The organism is Gaoshiqia sp. US2 (assembly GCF_059705485.1).
Map to the genome: position 1 here is coordinate 456,095 of NZ_AP048550.1, position 19,401 is coordinate 475,495.

Genomic DNA, 19,401 nt, shown 5'->3' on the forward strand with positions numbered 1-19,401 from the left:
AGTATGAAAAAAAACTTTTTGTTGAAACCGTTACAAGGGCAAATGCCCCTGTACATTAAATTTTTAAGGGTTATGCGACTCACGCTGTTTTTATTTTTTGTCTCCCTGATCCAGGTCTTGGCGGGAGGCGCCTATTCTCAGGCCACCCGCATCAGTTTAAACCTGAAGAACACAACGGTGAAAGACGTACTCTACGACATTGAATCGAAAAGTGACTATTATTTTCTGTTCAATAGTCAATTAGTCGACGTTCAAAGGAAAGTCACCATTGATGTTTCGAATGAAAAGATCGAACAGGTTTTGGACCGTTTATTCGAAGGACAGGACGTAGGATACACCATCATGGGCCGGCAGATCATCATTCAGCCGTCTGCTATGGTCTCCGCTTCGAACACCCAGCAACCCAAAAGCATTATTGGGAAAGTCACCGATTCGTTGGGTGCCCCGCTTCCCGGAGTAACGGTAGTTGTAAAAGGTACCACCCAGGGAACTATTACCGATGCTGACGGAAGCTATTCGCTTCCGAATGTTCCGGCAGATGGAACTTTGGTGTTTTCGTTTATGGGGATGAAAGCTCAGGAAGTAACAGTAATAGGAAAAACGACAATTAATATAATTTTTGAAGAAGAAACGGTTAAAATTGAAGAGGTTGTCGCTATAGGCTATGGAACATCAACAAAAAGAAAACTATCGACAGCGATTTCGAGTATGAAATCGGAAGAAATCTCAGAAATCCCGATTTCAAATATTGGGGATGCCTTATCAGGAAGAATATCCGGAGTAGTTGCAGACAATGGAAATGGAGCTCCCGGCGGAAAACCTGTTATCAGGATACGAGGATATGGATCGATTTATGCGGGAAGTGAACCATTGTATGTCATTGACGGAATATTAGCAAGTTCGGACCAATTTGCTGCGTTAAACCCAAAATCAATTTCGAAAATTGATATTCTGAAAGATGCAGCAGCAGGAGCTATATATGGTTCGAGGGCAGGTAATGGTGTTATCATTGTTACTACTAAATCCGGAAATTCAGGACAGGCAAAAGTATCGGTTAATACAACGCTGGGGGTCCAACAGTTGGAAAAGAAAGTAGAAGTACTGGATAGGGACGAATGGTTGCAAATGGCTAAAGAGGCTTATACCAACGATAAACTTACAGTCCCGGATTTCTATTTGCGAGACGCTGCAACTTATGCCAATACAGACTGGCAAGATGAAATTTACAGGTTAGCATCATATCAAAATCATCAGGTTGCGATAAATGGAGGTACAGAAAAGGTCAAATATTATGTGTCGGCAAATTATCTGGGCAATGAAGGTATTATGAAAACAACCTATAATAATAATCTGTCGACGAATGGCAATTTTGAGATAAAGGTGAAACCGAACCTTACAGTAGGGACAACATTTAATACAGCACGCATAACACAAAGGACCAATCAGGCCATCCCAGGTTTTGGACATACAGGAAACGGATATGGAGTAGCAGGAGGAATTATCCAACAGTCCTTGTGGACTCCACCGATAATCCCGGTATATACAAGTACAGGCGATTATGGACAATTAATGCAGGGAGAATTTGTTCCTCCATATTTTACACAAGGGTACGACAATCCTGTTTGCGGACTAAATGAAATCTACGACGTTTACATCAATAACAATGTAATGTCGAGAATTTATTTTACATACAAACCGGTTAAGGGGCTGAGTCTTAACGCCAGCTACAGTTGGACATTGTATTCCCGGTTTCGTGACTACCATACCAGTCCTTACCTTGCCGGGAACGGAAGCCCCTACGCAAATTTTTCAAATCCAAAGTACGATAAAATGAGTGCCGGACAGGAAAATTATATGGGTACTTCGTGGATTACAGACGGATATGTTGACTATGAACCAGAGATTAATGAAAATCACCATCTAAAAATATCTGTAGGCGGAAGTTTACAGGAAAATAACTCACGCAGTACAACTGCATCATCGAGTGTAAATGACCGAGGAACAGCAAATGCACTTAAACCCCTTCCAGCATTTGACAATTATTTTCGACCAAACATTTATGGTGCAGCTCTGGTTTTGGGGGGTGGAGCGTATGGCCGAAGTAAGTTTGAGTCAATTTTTACACGTGTAAATTACGATTTTAAAGACAAGTATATTCTAATGGCCTCTATAAGAAGAGACGGATCTTCGAAATTTGCACCCAATGGGCGTTTTGGTTTATTCCCAGCTGCATCGGGGGCATGGCGTTTGTCTCAGGAGTCATTCATGAAAGGTATAAAATTTGTCAATGAATTGAAAGTCAGAGCAAGCTATGGTTTGTCAGGGAATGATCAATTTGGTGATTTTGAATGGAACGGCACTGTGGGATATTCTGACATATATACCTATGGGCCGATCGCCAGTGGCGGCGCAGGAGCAGCAAAAGCTTTAGTTCCGTCGTCAATCGAAAACCAAAACCTGAAATGGGAAGTAAATGAACAAGCCAACTTCGGTGTCGATTTCAGTGGGTTCAATGACCGGGTAAACCTTACCCTTGATTACTTCATCCGCAACACTAAAGACATGCTTCTTTATCGTGACTTGCCATTGGAAAATGGTATTGCTACGAGAATATTTGATAATTTGGGGAATATGACTAATAAAGGGGTTGAAATAGCATTGAATACGATAAATGTCAAGACCAGAGATTTTCAATGGGGTACAAGTTTTAATTTCACAAAAATCAATAATAAGGTACAATCGGTATTCACTTCAAGCGGATATCTAAGCATGGGTTGGAACGGGATGATCCGAATTATGGAAAATCGCCCAATGTTTGAAATATATGGTTACAAAGTAATCGGTAATTATACTGATGCAGACCAATTGAAAAATATACCGGGATTAAACAACCCGCGGGTTGGAGATCCAATGCTTGAAGATTATAAAGCAGATGGAATAATCAATGGTAATGACTGGCAACCGCTTGGGCATGCATTGCCTGATTTTATGTACGGCTTTTCTACGGCATTAATATATAAGAATTTCGATTTGCAGATCATATTGGATGGTAGCTATGGTGCCTCTAAAGTTGTATCGGCACTCCGTCAGGCAACACTACTCTACTATGCCTCAAATGTTTTCAAACCTTATTGGGAAGATCGTTATATAAGCGGAGTACAGAGTGGAAGTGGAGTTGCGTTCCCATCAAAATCAGTGACAGGTCCGCGACACATGGAAACTTCACGTCTGGTTTATGATGCTTCGTATGTAAGAATTAAAAACCTGATTATTGGATATAACATTCCTAATCGTGTATGTCAATCTATTGGTATTGAAGATATAAAACTAACCCTAGGGGTACAAAATCTATACACATTTACAAGTTATCCTTTGTATAATCCTCAGGCAAATACTGCCCGCGGAGAAGCCGGAAGTGCACAGTTTGGTTGGGACGAAGGAGTATATCCGTTATCCCGTACCTATACATTAGGACTTAACTTAACTTTCTAAATCAACTATTATGAAAAAGATAAAATACCTAATTATTGGAATAATTGTATTGCTTTCAAGTGGAGGATGTGATGAAGCATTCTTGGAAACAAAGCACCCCGGGACCCTTACCTATGATAAATTTTATCAGACTGAAAATGATTTTCAAATTGCATTAAATGCGTGTTATCTATCGCTGAAAGGGCAGGTTCAAAATTTGATTGCTTTTAATGATTTGATTTCGGACAACTGTTTCTTAAATTCATTAAACAGTACTTTTGACACCTATCAGTTCGATGCTGTTACTATCAGTTCAAATTCATCGACTATTTCGAACTTCTGGTGGGCCTGTTACAGGTCTGTTGCATTATCAAATCTCGTGATTACTCGCATCGAAAATTCTTCTGTATCTGAAAATAGCCGTAAAGTGTTTGTTGCTGAGGCAAAATTTATCCGCGCATATTCCTATTTCAACTTGGTTCGAATCTTCGGAGGTGTTCCAAAGTATGAGAAAGAGGTAGAGGACATGAATCTGGTCTATTCAGTTAGCCGTTCTTCAGCAAATGAAATATACGACTTTATTATCAACGACCTTAAAGCAGCGAAGGAGGTTGATTCATACAGAACTGCTTCTCAACTGGTAATGTCAAAAGGAAAAGCATCTGACCTATCAGTAAAAACCCTTTTAGGAAAAGTCTATTTGCAAATGCATGATTATGCCAATGCGGCAACTGAGCTAAGCAATATCATTTCAAATAAACCTGCCGGATTGGACTTAGAAGAGGATCTGACTAAATTATATGATGCCGATAATCCGTTTAATAAGGAAATCATTTTGGCAATAAATTATGAAAGGGTAAGCGGACAGAACAGCCCTTTTACATATTCTACTCTCCCTAAATTCTCAAAAGAAATACTGCCCAACGTGACATCAAGCGATAATGGAGATGGAAGTAATAATATTGAACCTGTTATTTATAGTAAATTTTCAGATAACGATAAGCGTAAAGCCATGATAGGAAGCTATGATGTTTTAGGAAGTGCAGGCGGAACCTATTACTATACAAAAAAATATCTTGATTTACAGACAACGCAGGCCGGACTTTCTGCAGCTGATTTCATTATCCTCCGATATGCAGATGTATTATTGATGTATGCCGATGCTTTAAACAACACAGGAAAAACAGCTGAAGCATACACATATATCCAAAAGATAAGGGACAGGGCAGGATTACCTCCTTTGCCAAATGGATATTCCAAAGAGCAAATGAATGATGCTCTGGCACAGGAAAGACAATTTGAATTTATACTGGAAGGTGACAGATGGTTTGATTTATCGTATCGCGGATTTTCGTACCTGAAACAAACGTTAAACAATTTTTATCCAAATTCAGCTTACGTAAAAACAGCTGTTATAAACGATCATGAAATTTTATTCCCATTACCTTTTAATCAGGTTAAGGCAAAGCCGGGAGTACTCGATCAGAATGAGGGATATTAATTTTAACAGAAATACAAATAGACCTGAGTGACCTTCAAGTATCTTAGGTCTATTTTCCTTATAGGTTTTGGAAACAGGAAGTTTAATCAGGAAAGATAATGATGCAACGAGATTGTTTGAATAAATCAGTATATAAAAATTGTGATATAATCACAAAAGTTCTTTATTGTCTGTTAATTTCTACTGTTTTATCAGGCACTTTATTGGCAGGCGAAAAATACAAATTGGATGATTTCTCCATGTCGTTGGAGAAAATCACTTCAGGGCCTAATCATACATGGGTCAGCAGTGGAAGTACAACTGTTAATCCTGAAAGTCAGACAGTAATGGGTGTTAATGAGTTTTATTCGCCTCCATTGGCTGCAACAAAATTCAATTTCAGTGTCACAATAAATGTAGAGGGAGTCATCATTCCTGACAAAATAAATTACGGAAAGGGCGATGTTGGTTTTCTTTATTCACGGGGTACATGGTATCCTCACAAAATTGTCAGGGAAGGTACTTATCATCATATTAAAAACGGAAAACTTATTTCATTGGGTGTTGTTTCAGAGTTAGTTCCTTTGTTCGGGGAAAATGGTTTTGTCGAAAAAATAACTGTTTCAAACCGATCAGGCCACCCTTTAAGCCTGCATTTAACCGCTGTTGTTAAACCCGGTAATCCGGTCAACCTTCCGTTAGAAAAATGGAATTTCGGTCAACCTGTTTCAAACCAGCCGGATGCGCGATTGATATCTGAAAATACCTGGAGTAACGAGGCGGTTACCATTCTGTTAAATCAGGAAAATACACAGATACAATTGAAGGAAGGTGAAGCAAAGAGTGTCTTTTTTACAGTATTTATGACTAAAACAGGGGGGGAGGGAATTCAGGAAACAGAAGGAAGTAGTTTAATCTCTTTGTCACAACAAGCGTGGGAGAAACGTCTGGCTGATCTAACGAAGAATATTCCCGTTCTCAAAAGCGACATCGATGGTTTGGATGAATATTATAAGCGATCAATACTAACCGGGTTAGTTTGTGTTTGGGAGAATCCGGCTTATGCTTTAAATCCATTTCCTTCAGAATGTGGAATGGATGGCGGGGCAACCTGTTTGTATCCCTGGGGTATGGCATATGTTCCCAATATGGTTTCACTTATGTTTGGTAATCATGCGATTACCATAGCTCAGAAATTAGCGGAAGTCGATTTGCAAAAATATTACGCATACACTCTTAATGGTCAAGGTGTTGGGGTAAAATATTCCTATGATATGTATGCTTATGCTATCATTAGCAATACCATTTTCAATTTTTTTGGGCCTCAAAAAGATTTATTTGATGAAGCGAAACGAATCATTAGTGAAGACGAGAAACGACAACAGGAAGACTTTCTGATAGACTATGGAGAACAACATAATATGCTTGAAATGCGTAGCACCGGTTGGGAGCATTTTGTGGTTAGTCCTAATGCCGAGAGAGTCGTTTATCTGCAAGCTCTGGCGAACATGGGCAGGCAGGTTGGCTACAAAGCAACAGAGATTGAAAATTGGAATAAGCAAGCAGAACAAATAAAGCTATCCATACAAAAAAACTTATGGGACGACAGCGTAAAATGGTTTGCCAGTATATATCCCAATGGTTATAAGGATTTTGTCTACTCGATTCAGGTATTTGATGCTTTACGTGCAGGAGTATGCACTGCGGATATGAAAGAAGCAGTTCTTTCACATTTAAAAGATGGGGCTTTTTTGTCTGAATATGGTGTAGAAAGTATTTCAAAAGAGGATAGAGTGCACCACGAGGTGGTAGATACCGATTGGTCAGGTGGTGGAGCCTATTCCGGCGATGGACCGCAGGTTGCACTTACCATGTATGAACAAAATGAACCCGAAAAAGGATGGGATGTATTAAAACGTCATTTCTGGATGGGGAAACAGCTTCTTTATTTTCCACAGGAGCATTTGGTCGATAATCCGATAACCCCACGTCATAAGCGTTCAACTATTTTTGCCGGGCTAATCGGAGCAGAGACGATTCTTTTCGGACTAGCAGGATTTCAACCCGACTATAACGGGCAATTATTTATCAATCCTCATTTAACCGTTGACGGTAATATTTCGATAACAGGTTTTGGTTTCGGTGGATCTTTTTTCGACGTATATTTTTCAAAAAATCAAATGAAGGTCATCAAAAACGGAGTGCTATTTTACGAAGGGGCTCCCCAAAAAATCAAAATTCAGGGATAAGCTAGAAGCGAAATTCGTAAAAGTCGGGAAAATTAATTGGTACATTGTTATGAAACCCCCATTATAGTGCACGAGCACAAACACGCATGAAAATTAAGTTGCCAGCGTTGTACCTTTGAATAGCGATAATCAAAAACAAAGCATATGGCACGTAACAGTATTGAATTTGAACAGGTCATCGAGCGGGGTTGTGGTCTGGATGTACACCGGGATACGGTTGTTGCAACGGTCATGGGAAAAGGGGTACAAACGGAAACCCGCACCTTTGGAACCACAACGAGTTCTTTGAAAGAATTAGGCGAGTGGCTCGCAGCTTTAAAAATAAGCGATGGGGCAATGGAAAGCACAGGGATTTATTGGAAACCCGTTTTGCACGTATTGCGGGAATATCCCATAAACCTGATCGTTGTCAATGCCAGGCACATTAAAAATGTTCCGGGTCGCAAAACCGATAAGGCGGATAGTCAATGGATCTGCAAACTTCTGATCAGCGGTTTGCTCAAAGGCAGTTTTATACCCCCAGAGAACATCCAGGAATTGAGAGATTTGCACCGTTATAAGAAAAAGCTTGTCGGTACGATAGCTTCCGAGAAAAACAGGATTATCAGGGTATTGGAGGATGCCAACGTAAAGCTGTCCTCTGTGGTTTCAGACACGTCTGGGGTAACAGCTACTTACTTGATAAACGGTTTGATCGAAGGCCGGAAGGATTTGGACAAGCTCATTTCAGAATGTTACCACCGAAAACTTCAGGCAAGCCGCGAACAAATCAAAGAGGCCATCAACGGACGATTAACGGCCCACCACGGGTTTATACTCAGGTCTATGCAAAAACATATTGCCTCTGTCGAAGCTCAGATCACCGAGATTGACACAGAAATAGAAAAATACATCAAAGACTTTGAGAAGGAGATTGAACTGCTCCAAACGATTCCCGGAGTGGGAAAAGAAGCGGCAGTTGGCATTGTGGCCGAAATAGGGGTTGATATGGATGTTTTTCCCAGCAAGCATCATTTAGCATCGCATTCAGGCATGTGTCTGGGCAACAACGAGAGTGCCGGTAAAAAAAAAGTTCAAGAACACGACAAGGGAACAAACATCTGAAGGCAACACTAACAGAATCGGCATGGGGCGCCACTCGCACCAAGAAAAGTTATTACAAGGCCAAGTACGAAAGTATGGTGGCCAGACGTGGCAGGAAACGGGCACTAATAGCGATAGGACATAAGATCCTTTGTGCATCTTACCACATCATCAAAAACAAAGAACCGTTCAAAGAACTTGGCTACGAATATTTGGCCGAACGAAAAAGGAAAAACAGGTTGGAATATTTGAAACGGGAACTAAAAGAGCACGGATATAAAATAGAAAAAGCAGCATAAAGAAAAACAAAGGTCGTTTTTTACTGGTGGTTAAACCCCGGAAATGAAACTGACATCAACAGATAAGCACAAATACATGTACTTCGAGTACGCGGATGAAATTTTAACTTCTTATCTGTTCCTTTTTAATATGCTGATATTTATTAATTTACTAATTATTTACGGATGAAAACTTCAATCACTAAAGTTGGATTAATAGCGCTTCTGTTTTGCCAAAGTCTGTTTTGTCTGGCTGATTTTAAGGATGAAATATTAAAACCTAAAGTTTCCCACGTTGGGAAGTGTTGATTTATATGAGGATTGAAATTAAATAAGTAGTGGTAAAATAGAATTTAAATTGCTATATTTGAGTTAGTTACACATCAAAAAGCAGTTTATTCACAAAACCACTACTTATGGGATCAAAAATAGCATATTTAAGCGAATTAGAGAGCGTTCTTTGCAATGATGAAAAAACCAATGAGGGGATCCTCCATTTCTTTTCGGCCTTCAGGGTTGGCCGGTTTTTAGGCTCCTTCAATTCTTTCAAGAGCAAAGGGTACGACGTTTCTGTACTTTTACTTTCACTTCTGGTTTTCAGGTTACGCAGCGAAAGTATTTGCAGGATGCAAAACCGGTGCAAAAATTTTCTTGAAAGCATTGACGACAATACCTTTTATCGTTTGATGAACAACCAGTGGATGGACTGGCGAAAATTACTGATGGGCTTTGCCAAACAATTTGCCTGGCAGGCAAAGGCCAAGGGCGGTCCTGTTTCAGGGACAACTTGTTTTGTTTTGGATGATACGGACATTGAAAAAACGGGCAAAACAGTCGAGTTTATCGGCAGGGTTTTCAACCATGTGACCAAACTTTACCCGTTGGGTTTTAAAATGCTCCTGCTTAGTTTTTGGGACGGAAAGACACTGGTTGCAACCGACTTCTCGCTCCACCGGGAGAAAGGGCAAAAGGGGACTTACGGTTTGTCAAAGAAAGAGTTGCAATCGCAGTTCAGAAAAAAGCGTGACGGCAAATCTCCCGGGCAAAAAAGGGTCGAAGAATTGGACATGAAGAAAGGCGAAGTTGCTGTTTCAATGCTCCGGCGGGCTGTAAAAAATGGGATTATAGCCAGTTATGTTTTGATGGACAGTTGGTTTGTGAACGATTACATGATCAAAAGTGTCCGTGCCATCAAAAAAGGGGCCATGCATTTACTGGGGATGTGCAAGCTTGACAGGCGAAAATACATGGTTGGCAACAAGGAATTGAACGCCCATCAGTTGATCACTAAAAACCAGAGGAAGAACAGCAAGTATTCCAGAAAATACAAGTCAACCTACATCTCCACCGTGGTCGATTACAAAGGTGAGAAAGTCCGGCTCTTCTTCATACGTTACAATAATGCAAAGAACTGGACATTGCTATTGACAACCGATTTGACCCTGTCTTTCGTACAGGCGGTTGAACTGTACCAAATCCGTTGGACCATTGAAGTCTTGTTCAAGGAATGCAAGCAGTACCTGCGTTTGGGCGCAAGCCAGAACACTGATTTCGATGGACAAATTGCAGATGCAACTATCATCTTGGCAACCCATACGATATTGTCGCTGCAAAAGCGGTTCAGTTCTTATGAAACCATGGGCGAGCTGTTCAGGGAAACACAACAGCAACTGCTCGAACTAACTTTGTGGGAACGCCTGGTCAAGGTATTCTTTAAAATGTTGACCCAGATGGCCGCGATACTAAACATTGACAGTGAAGCATTAATAGAAAAACTAATGCAAAGCGACCAAACAAGTAGGCAACTACTGGCAATGCTCAAGGCACTGGATGAATTTGATGATAATGACCAAAATAACAACAAAACTGCCATCTGCCAGGTAGTAGCTTGATAACATGATAATTAGTTGCCAACTGAACAGATAATTATGAAATTTAACATGCCCAATTATAGGGCTTAATATATGTGGGAAACTTTAGTTAAAACTTACCCGCATTGATTTATTGCCTCAGTTTCAGAAGGATATTATCGTAAAGCAACTGTCGAGTTATGACACGACCGGTGGCAACGACGATGGTTTTTCGGGTCGGTTTTCCGTTTTAAGGAAAGAGAACGGGAATTCAGTCATTGCCGACCTGAAAGGTTCCGGGGTCATTCAGCGGATATGGACACCAACGCCTACCAATGATACGATTCAGTTTTATTTCGACGGAGAAATAACTCCGAGGATCGAGATCAAATTTATCGATCTGTTTTCAGGAGAAAAGTACCCGTTTTTGAGACCTGTGGTTGGTAACGAAGTTGGCGGATATTATTGCTACCTGCCGATTCCGTACGAGAAATCCTGCAAGATTGTCTATAAAGGAGAACGGATGCAGTTTTTTCAGATTCAGTATCGCGAGTTTGGTGCGCATCAGCCTGTTTCCTCCTTTCCTAAAAAGTTTTCCAAAGAAGAAGATGAAACCCTTTCGTCGGTTCTCAGCATTTGGAAACGAAGTGGGGATAATTTGATATCAATCTTACCGGCAACACAAACGAAGATTAATAAGATTACTAAAAATGTGGTTTTAGAACCCGGCGAAATCAAGTCCATTTTCAGCAGGAGCAGCGGGGGCCGGATTGTCGGGATTGAACTAACACCACAATTGCAATTAAATGACCAGTTTAAAGATTTGATTATGAGGGCAAAATGGGATAATGAACCCATTGCCGCCATCAACTGCCCGTGTACCGACTTTTTCGGATATGCGTTTGGAAAACCTTCCATGCAGTCGATGCTGGTTGGCGTGAAGGATGGAACTCATTATTGCTACATGCCCATGCCATTTGGGAAACAGGCAAACATCGAACTAGAGTTTTTAAAAAATGCACTGAATAAGTCAACCGAAATTTCTGTTAATGTAACCGTTTATTACAGTGACACAAAGCTTTCCGAAGATGAAGGAAAATTTTACACGGAATGGAAAAGAGAAAATCCTGAAACGGGAGAACCTTACCAGATCCTCAGTAAAACCGGACGAGGGCATTATGTGGGCACTTTACTTCAGGCACAAGGTATTGATTCGGGTATGACCCTCTTTTTTGAAGGTGATGACCAATGTTATGTTGATGGTGAATTAAGACTGCATGGTACAGGTTCTGAAGATTATTTCAATGGTGGCTGGTATGCCCTTGCCGACAGGTGGGATCAGGCATTCAGCTTACCTGTACATGGTTGCCTGGCTTATTCCATTCCGCTGGCACACACGGGAGGCTATCGTTTTCTGGTAACAGATAAAATTTCGTTTGAAAAGGACATCAGGCTATCGATAGAACATGGCCCGGATAATAATAAAATCCCGGTTGACTATACTTCAGTCGCTCTTTATTATTGCGATACGCCTCCGGTTTTGAATAATCTTCCACCCATTGAATTACTCAAAAAAGTAAATACGCCAAACCTGCTCGAATACTGGATCGCATTGCTTCCGGTAAAAGCACTTAGTTTTGGAGCCGGCATCTTGTATGAAGATTGTAAGGATGAAAACAGCGGTCAAAACTATAATATTTTAAAGCTTGAAGCTGGTAATGACGGGTTTGCCAAATTTGAACTTGAAGTTCCGGCAAGTGGGGATTACAAATTGTATGTGTCGTATTTCAAAAGTCCGGAGAGTTGTCAGTTTGTAATCAACCAACGCCAGATTCCGGTAAGTACAACGCTGGAAGGGTATGCTCCTAAAAATTCCTTGGTTGAAAAGCAATTGATCGGGACTCTTTCAATCAAAGAAGGAACTAATACGATAACAGTGGTGCTTAAAAATACGGATAAGAAATCCGGAGTGAACAAGTTTTTGTTGCACCGGATTTATCTCGAAAAAAAAGTAATTTGAAATGGCTCAAATACAGTTGTTTAATGGTAAAACTAACTTGATAAATATCTTCTCATAAAAAACAAATGAATATAAAATCATTAGGGACACTAGCTCTTGTTATGATATTTGGTATTAATGGTGCAGCAAAAAATCAATCAACCCTGCCGGATTTATACCATAATTTTATAGGTTCAATCAGCTATGGTACACTGGGGCCAAATAAAGCACAGATCAATTATACCGAAGTATCCGAAAATTGCTTGAAAGTGTCGGTAACTTTTAACTTAAAGGATACTATCCGGCAAAACGAATGGCAGATCAATATTTCTCCGGCCTTTTCTCCGGTTTTCAACTGGGCGCCGCATCTAACGCCAACTGATAATCATATAATAGCCCAACATGTATTTCGGTCACCGGCATTGGTTGTGGCTTCAGATAAAAAACTATTGGCCATTATCCCCGACCTTGACCTGTTAAAAAAAGGCAGCCCGGTTGATTGGTACATGGATATGAATGCAGTTGAAAACGTCCTGACATTGGGACTAAGTAAATCAAAAGTTCAGGAGCATGTGCTCTTTGTAAGGGAATCCGGCGCTGTTTTCCCATCAGGGAAAATAGAATTTGGTTTTTATATTCTTGTTTCCGATAAGCAGGACAATCTTTTTAATCCGTGGCGTAATGTACTTTCTTTTCTATGGAGTAAATGGGGTACGCCGGAATATAAATCGATTGGATCAATTTGCAAAAACCTTGAAAAATATTCGGAACACACCTACAACTGGGCTTTTAAATCGTGGGAAGAAAGTGTGTGGCAGGAATTTAATTTAAACGGGAAAACAGTAGGTGCGCCTGTTTTTATTGTCAATACAACCCAAAGCCCTAACTATCCGGATGAAGTAAACGAAAGAGAATTCCGTTCCGTTTGGAACCAGGCCTGGTTTAATTCGTTCCGTTCGGCTCAGGGATTATACAGGTATGCAAGACGGGTAAATAACAGTGAACTAATCAACTATGCGATAAAGACGAAAGAACTGGCATTGTCTTTTCCGCAAAATCATGGATTTTTCCCCGGGCTCATTGGTACTGAAATGCAATCCGTTGATATTGAAGGTAAAAAGTACAACCGTTCCAAGGGCTGGAATACCTTTTATTTCGGAAATTCAAACCGGAACCCCTATACCTGGGATGCCCGGATTGCACCTTACCATATCCTTGATATGAGTTTTACAGCCAATCAAATGCTTTTATGGTACTCGGAACTGGAAAAGGACAAGCGTTTACACTAGTGTCTATTAATTTTTGTTAAAATGCCTCATATCTGTTTTATGCACAGCATGCTAGCTTTTCAAAACCTTGTCGCCCTTTTGAAATTTGTTCCTTTGTACTCAGGTACAAATTGGAACAAGTATGAACGTTGGCAAATATGTTTTCGCACAGATTGTGGAGTTTCTCCCGAAACGTTACTTCGAACGACTGGTAATAAAACACAAAGACAGGACAGTCAGAATGGCACCATCCTACTGGAGCCATATGCTGGTTATCATGTACGGCCAGCTCATAGGCTGCCATAGTCTTAGAGAACTCACAGATGTCACTATTGCTCATGCCAAAAGATCTTTTCACCTCGGGTTTGGAAAGGTTCCCATCAACAGAAGCGTTCTTTCCAAAGCAAACAGCCTTAGAGACCATGGGATCTTTGAGAAGTTTGCCTTTTACATTGTGTCTATTGCCCAGGCCAAACGTATCACCAAAGAGTTTGAACTCCACGGAAGGTTCTATGCCATTGATTCCACTACCATCGACCTGTGCATGTCGGTCTTTAGATGGGCAAAGTTTAGGAGCACAAAGTCTGGCATCAAGATTCATACCCAGATTGATATTGCCACTGAAATACCGGTCTTCTACAGAATCAGCCATGCAAATGTGCATGACACCAAGTCTATGGACTGGTTTACATACGAACGGCACGCTTGCTATGTGTTTGATAGAGGCTACTTTGATCTCTCCAGGACTCTACGCAATTGAGCTGGCCGGAGCTTTCTTCATCATACGGGAGAAGTCCCGCCCTGATTATGAAATTACGGAAGGAGATGACATGCTTGAAGGAGATGACAATGTCCTGCGGGACCAAACGGTTAGGTTTACAGGAAAGCGAAACAGTGGAAACTATCCGGTTTCGCTCAGACGCATCGTATTCTATGCCCCTGACCTTGGAAGGGCCTTCACCTACTACACCAACAACTTCTACCTCAAAGCAAATGAAATTGCTCTTCTTTACCGTTACAGATGGCAGGTGGAGCTGTTTTTCAAATGGATCAAGCAGCATCTCCGTGTCAAATCCTTTTGGGGAGAATCCGAGAATGCGGTCCGCATACAGATACATGTCGCCATCATCACGTACTGTCTTGTCGCTATTATTGAACACGACCTCAAACTGGGCAGACCTGTTGTGGAGGTCATGCGTATCCTTGGTAATTCCCTGCTGGTCAAGGATCCCATTCAAGAACTCTTGGCTCCGAGGGAAAATAAGGCCTATGATGATAGCGATTGCCAACTGCATTTGGACTTCTAATTGAATTAACATTTTTTAATAGACACCAGTGAAGCGTTTACTGGATTATACCATTGCGTATGCAGATGCCCTTATCCAAAAGCAAACTCCCGATGGTTTTTATCCGGCATGGTTATCGCTTGATTCGCTGGAACCAATGGCTCATCTGAACAAATCTCCTGAATCGGCCATGTCGGTAACATTTCTTTTAAATTTGTATCAAATTACTCATAATGAAGCTTACTGTCAATCGGCACTAAACGGTATGGACGCTATTATTAAAAATATCATCCTGACAGGTCAATGGGAAGATTTTGAAACATACTGGTCATGTTCACGATATGGAAGCGAAAATCTGATAGGGAAAAAGGTGAAACGAAATAATCAGTTTAAGCAAAACACCCTATCTATTTACTGGACCGCTGAAGCCCTGTTGAATTGCTACAAACTTACTGGCGATAAAAAATATTTGAAGTATGGAGAACGGACCATCGACGAGTTGCTCATGTATCAGGCCTCTTGGCAGCCTCCATACATTTATATCCGGGCACTGGGCGGTTTTGGTGTAATGAATGTTGACGGCGAATGGAATGATTCACGTCAAAGTCTTTTTGCTGAACTAATTATCCAATATGGTGAAGAATTAAATCTCAAAGAGTACACCCAACGCGGATTAGCAGCCTTGTGTGCGTCGTTTGAAATGATGTATTGCCCTGAAAATAAGACATCTAAAGTACAATGGGAAAAAGCGTGGCCCTTCTTGGGCAAAGAGGATTACGGATTTATGATGGAAAACTACGGACACGGCGGAGTTACCAGTTCGGAAGGAATCGGAATAGGCGAGTTTACCATATATGATTGGGGTAATGGGGCTGCCTCTGAAGCATATAATCGAATTATCGATCATTTTGGGAAGAAGTTTTTTTAACTATGCGTAAAATCTCTTTTTGCAAGTGTAATGTCATCAGTCATATAACGAATAAAGTCTTTTAAATTTTATTCTGCTATGTTACGTAGTGTCTCTAAGAAAACCTGCAATAATTTATAGATCAACAATATAGTATTGATATCTTTTTTGAATCTTTTGGGTTAATTGTTTTGATAAGTTGATTATAGTGCAGATATTCAGGGTATTATTACATGAGGATAGGATATTTTGACCACTTGACAAAAAAAGATTGAACCATGAGAAAAAGATTCGAACAACAATTGGGGTTAGGGCAATTGCCAATCGAAGCTACTTATATTAATCCCAAAAGCAAGAATGCTTTAGATCAACTTTTAGCAGCGTTGAAGGCGATCTATTGCAACAAGAAATACAACGAAGAGATATTCAGTATTTTGGAAGATCATATCAATTCCGGGAAGAAAAATACGGGAAGGACAGGAATGGACCTATGGAGTATTTTTGTTTTGGCCCAGGTTCGCTTGTGTTTGAATTTAAGTTATGATGTGTTGCACGATCAGGCAAACAACCACCACAATATGCGGTGTTTGATGGGCGTAGAAAAGGGCTTTGGTTTTGAACGTATCGAGTTTGAATACCAGAATATTTATGACAATGTCGCCCTGCTTAGCGATGAAATGGTTTGGGAATTAAACAAGGTAATCCTGGATTTTGGGCATGGAGAGGTGTTTAAAAAAAAAGAACATACAGCATTGCGCTTAAAATCAGATAGTTTTGTTGTTGAAAGCAATGTTCATTTCCCCACAGACTACAACCTGTTGTGGGACTGTGCCCGAAAATGCATCGGCACCGTTTCAAGGATAATGAACAAACATAAGGATATTGGAGGTTGGCGCAAGATCGGCAATTGGCGTACAGAGTTGAAAAAGTTGATGCGCAATTTGGGCCATGCCAACCGTTCAGGAGGCAAAAACAAGAAAGAAAAAGTAGTTGCCGCGGCCGAAGAATACCTCAATAAATCAAGGTTATTGCTCAAAAAACTAAACGAAGAAAAGTCCGGTTTCCCGCTAACGGACATGGGCGATCTGGTATTGATCATTACGTTGGAGCACTACATGGAACTTCTTGAAAAGCATATTGACCTGGTCGACAGGCGTATATTAAAAGGCGAAACCATTCCGCATGAAGAAAAGATGTTTTCGGTATTTGAAACCTACACCGAGTGGATTACAAAAGGGAAGATGAACCCCAGTGTTGAACTGGGCAAAAAACTGAACATCACCACCGACCAGTGGGGGCTGATCGTGGATTACCAAATAATGGAACAACAACAAGACCGGGACATTGTTATCGAAATGGCCGACAGGATTTTAACAGAACATAAAGTCGCATCGTGGAGCTTCGACAAAGGCTACTGGTTAAAAGAAAACAAGGAAACCCTTCAGTTGGAAGTTGACCAGGTTATCATCCCCAAACTTGGGAAGCGCAACAAAAAAGAGAAAAAGGAAGAACGCAGCAGGTCATTTAAAAAACTGAAAAACAAGCACAGCGCGATCGAATCAAACATCAACGAATTGGAACACCGGGGGCTCGACCGTTGTCCCGACCGGAGTTATGCGCATTTTAAAAAGTACATCGGGTTGGGCGTGTGCGCCTACAACCTCAAGAAAATTGGGAAACAAATCCTGAAGTTGGAGCGTGAAGCGCTTGAAGCGCCCACCAAGCAGATTAGGAAAGCTGCTTAGTAAAATCGGTTCAAGGAAAAAACATGAAAATTAAACATGAAAGGGAGAATTATGCCTGGAAACTAAAAAATTACACCGAAAACCCAATTTTCGGTGGCGAAAATTACGGCAACCAATTAACAGGCTAAAAAATTTAGTGGTAGTAACCGAAAAAACAAGCCGATTACATATAATTATGTACACCTTTCGAAAAAAACGGGTAGTTTTCTTAAAGACACTAAGTAGTCAAACGTGAAAAACCCTCATTTTTTTTCAAAAAGCGTAAAAATCAGGTTTCTGTTGAAGAGAAAAACTAAGTTTTCAAATAGCTCAAAAATATTTTTTGCTTCGGATTTTAACCTCCGGAGCATTTTTCTCAGGTTGAAACCCACTGCCGCCAGGATTGAGTTCATATTGTCCCCAATCTGGTCGAGCAGGTAATTCCGAAGCATCCGGTGGTCGTGTTTCACGTGGCCAATGACGGGTTCTATCCCGGCCCTGGCCCTGAAGCGTTGCCTTGTTTTTTGTCGTTGGTATTTGTTGTGGCTTTCAAGTGGTTTCCCCGGGCAAATAATTTGTGTGCCATTTACTTGTTTGCGGCCCCGGTATCCCCTGTCAACAATTCCTGTTTCGGGCTTGTGGCCGGTGATCCTTTCCACTTGCGTCAGTTGGGGAGAGAGGGTATCTCCATCGAAGGGGTTTCCGCAAAAGCTTATGATCCCGATAATGATTCCCGATTGACGGGTCTTTACGATTGATACTTTGTTCCCAAATTCGTATTTCTTGTGTTCTTTGCCTTTGGCAATGCAACTGACCTGTGGTTGATGAATGCTGTAAACCTTGTTCTTCGAACCCCGGGTTTGGGTCAGTACCCGTTTAAAAATACAGAACTGGTTTTGGTATTTCATTTTTTGGGCTTCTCCCATCTTGCGTTCCAGGTCACGAAAAATCTTTCCCGCAATCACTTTTATCCTTCGCCTGGCGGCCAACGCCTTCTTCTTTCTCCGGGGATGGTCATGGAAGCGCTGGTCGATCAGCAGTTGCTTTAATTCGCGTTGGTAGGTCTGTCTGAGCCGGATGCCTTCTTTCTTTGAGATTTTCCGGCACTTTTCGATGATTTTCTTCTGAAGTTTTACATCGGTGGGGAAGGTGATGTTTTTCTCCTGTACCGTGGTATCGATTAAAACTTCTTTTTCCCGGATTTCTTTGCTCCCAAACAAATCCACTGTTGCCTTCAAAATCTGTTCGGCTCCATTTTCCCCGATACGCCTGCGAAACTTGATCAACTCGGTCCGGTCGAAGGGAAAATCGTGGCGGAAATACACTTCGCCACAGAAATATTGCCAGTACGGGTTTTCAACCCAACGGTCAAGCACGCTTTCATCGCTCTGGTTATACATCCTGCGCAACATGACAATCCCAACGATCAACCGGATCGGGACAGATGGACGCCCGTTGTCGGCACAATAATAAACACTCAAACCATCCTCCAGACTTTTCCAGTCTATTTTCCCGGAAAGTTGAACCAGTTCATGGCTTTCATCAATAAATTGTTTCAACGGGACCCGGAACATACTTAATTGCGGATTTTTTTCTTTTTGACCTATCATTTCTACCAGCTTTTTCTCAAATTTGGCAAAAATCCGGTAGATTTTACTCCCCCAAAATCAAATTTAATCAACAATATTGTATTGATTATCAACAATGTGGAAGCATTATTTTGATTTTTCACGTTTGACTATTTACCGGTTTCTCTTTCGCCACAGGTTGCCCCGCCATTACCGGAAGTGTATGGCTGCCATCGCC

13 protein-coding genes are annotated in these 19,401 nt (G+C 41.0%); 12 read left to right on the forward strand and 1 reads right to left on the reverse strand.

Going from position 1 to position 19,401, the window contains the following annotated elements; translation table 11 throughout:
• The first annotated feature begins 3 nt into the window (after window positions 1–3).
• The 12 genes from AC6H3C_RS01775 to AC6H3C_RS01830 all read left to right on the forward strand — a co-directional run bounded on the left by AC6H3C_RS01775 (window position 4) and on the right by AC6H3C_RS01830 (window position 17,616).
• A complete protein-coding gene (locus AC6H3C_RS01775; RefSeq protein ID WP_497518854.1) occupies window positions 4–3,492 on the forward strand; it encodes a TonB-dependent receptor in 3,489 nt (1,162 codons plus the stop codon).
• A gap of 10 nt (window positions 3,493–3,502) precedes the next feature.
• On the forward strand, window positions 3,503–4,972 hold the full coding sequence (locus AC6H3C_RS01780; RefSeq protein WP_497518855.1) for a RagB/SusD family nutrient uptake outer membrane protein: 1,470 nt from the start codon (window positions 3,503–3,505) through the stop codon (window positions 4,970–4,972).
• 98 nt (window positions 4,973–5,070) lie between these two features.
• Window positions 5,071–7,200, forward strand: coding sequence for an MGH1-like glycoside hydrolase domain-containing protein (locus tag AC6H3C_RS01785; RefSeq protein WP_497518856.1), 2,130 nt, complete (start codon window positions 5,071–5,073; stop codon window positions 7,198–7,200).
• Between the two features lie 144 nt (window positions 7,201–7,344).
• Window positions 7,345–8,304 (forward strand): IS110 family RNA-guided transposase, encoded by a 960-nt coding sequence (locus tag AC6H3C_RS01790; protein WP_497518857.1) that lies wholly within the window; start codon window positions 7,345–7,347, stop codon window positions 8,302–8,304.
• 74 nt (window positions 8,305–8,378) lie between these two features.
• Window positions 8,379–8,582 carry a hypothetical protein gene (locus AC6H3C_RS01795; RefSeq protein WP_497518859.1) on the forward strand — a complete coding sequence of 68 codons (204 nt, stop codon included), beginning with the start codon at window positions 8,379–8,381 and terminating at the stop codon, window positions 8,580–8,582.
• A 395-nt stretch (window positions 8,583–8,977) separates the two neighbouring features.
• Window positions 8,978–10,453, forward strand: coding sequence for an IS4 family transposase (locus AC6H3C_RS01800; RefSeq protein WP_497516226.1), 1,476 nt, complete (start codon window positions 8,978–8,980; stop codon window positions 10,451–10,453).
• A gap of 112 nt (window positions 10,454–10,565) precedes the next feature.
• Entirely contained in the window at window positions 10,566–12,431 is a 1,866-nt protein-coding gene (locus AC6H3C_RS01805) for a glycoside hydrolase family 172 protein (RefSeq protein WP_497518861.1), read from the forward strand.
• Window positions 12,432–12,496: 65 nt separating this feature from the next.
• Complete coding sequence (locus AC6H3C_RS01810; RefSeq protein WP_497518863.1) at window positions 12,497–13,699, forward strand: hypothetical protein; 1,203 nt, start codon at window positions 12,497–12,499, stop codon at window positions 13,697–13,699.
• Between the two features lie 121 nt (window positions 13,700–13,820).
• A complete protein-coding gene (locus tag AC6H3C_RS01815) occupies window positions 13,821–14,438 on the forward strand; it encodes a DUF4372 domain-containing protein (RefSeq protein ID WP_497517310.1) in 618 nt (205 codons plus the stop codon).
• Window positions 14,410–14,985, forward strand: a complete 576-nt coding sequence (locus AC6H3C_RS01820; protein ID WP_497517312.1) for a transposase — start codon at window positions 14,410–14,412, stop codon at window positions 14,983–14,985. Before AC6H3C_RS01815 ends, AC6H3C_RS01820 begins: the two co-directional genes overlap by 29 nt.
• A 28-nt stretch (window positions 14,986–15,013) precedes the next feature.
• Window positions 15,014–15,892 (forward strand): hypothetical protein, encoded by an 879-nt coding sequence (locus AC6H3C_RS01825; protein WP_497518864.1) that lies wholly within the window; start codon window positions 15,014–15,016, stop codon window positions 15,890–15,892.
• A gap of 257 nt (window positions 15,893–16,149) precedes the next feature.
• Window positions 16,150–17,616, forward strand: coding sequence for an ISNCY family transposase (locus tag AC6H3C_RS01830; protein WP_497516513.1), 1,467 nt, complete (start codon window positions 16,150–16,152; stop codon window positions 17,614–17,616).
• A gap of 242 nt (window positions 17,617–17,858) precedes the next feature.
• Here AC6H3C_RS01830 and AC6H3C_RS01835 read toward each other — a convergent pair whose 3' ends face one another.
• Complete coding sequence (locus tag AC6H3C_RS01835; protein WP_497517013.1) at window positions 17,859–19,205, reverse strand: IS5 family transposase; 1,347 nt, start codon at window positions 19,203–19,205, stop codon at window positions 17,859–17,861.
• Window positions 19,206–19,401: the final 196 nt, after the last annotated feature.

Coding starts and splice junctions, on each gene's coding strand:
- AC6H3C_RS01775 (WP_497518854.1), top strand. CDS start 4: ATGAAAAAAAACTTTTTGTTGAAACCGTTACAAGGGCAAATGCCCCTG.
- AC6H3C_RS01780 (WP_497518855.1), top strand. CDS start 3,503: ATGAAAAAGATAAAATACCTAATTATTGGAATAATTGTATTGCTTTCA.
- AC6H3C_RS01785 (WP_497518856.1), top strand. CDS start 5,071: ATGATGCAACGAGATTGTTTGAATAAATCAGTATATAAAAATTGTGAT.
- AC6H3C_RS01790 (WP_497518857.1), top strand. CDS start 7,345: ATGGCACGTAACAGTATTGAATTTGAACAGGTCATCGAGCGGGGTTGT.
- AC6H3C_RS01795 (WP_497518859.1), top strand. CDS start 8,379: ATGGTGGCCAGACGTGGCAGGAAACGGGCACTAATAGCGATAGGACAT.
- AC6H3C_RS01800 (WP_497516226.1), top strand. CDS start 8,978: ATGGGATCAAAAATAGCATATTTAAGCGAATTAGAGAGCGTTCTTTGC.
- AC6H3C_RS01810 (WP_497518863.1), top strand. CDS start 12,497: ATGAATATAAAATCATTAGGGACACTAGCTCTTGTTATGATATTTGGT.
- AC6H3C_RS01815 (WP_497517310.1), top strand. CDS start 13,821: ATGAACGTTGGCAAATATGTTTTCGCACAGATTGTGGAGTTTCTCCCG.
- AC6H3C_RS01830 (WP_497516513.1), top strand. CDS start 16,150: ATGAGAAAAAGATTCGAACAACAATTGGGGTTAGGGCAATTGCCAATC.
- AC6H3C_RS01835 (WP_497517013.1), bottom strand. CDS start 19,205: ATGATAGGTCAAAAAGAAAAAAATCCGCAATTAAGTATGTTCCGGGTC.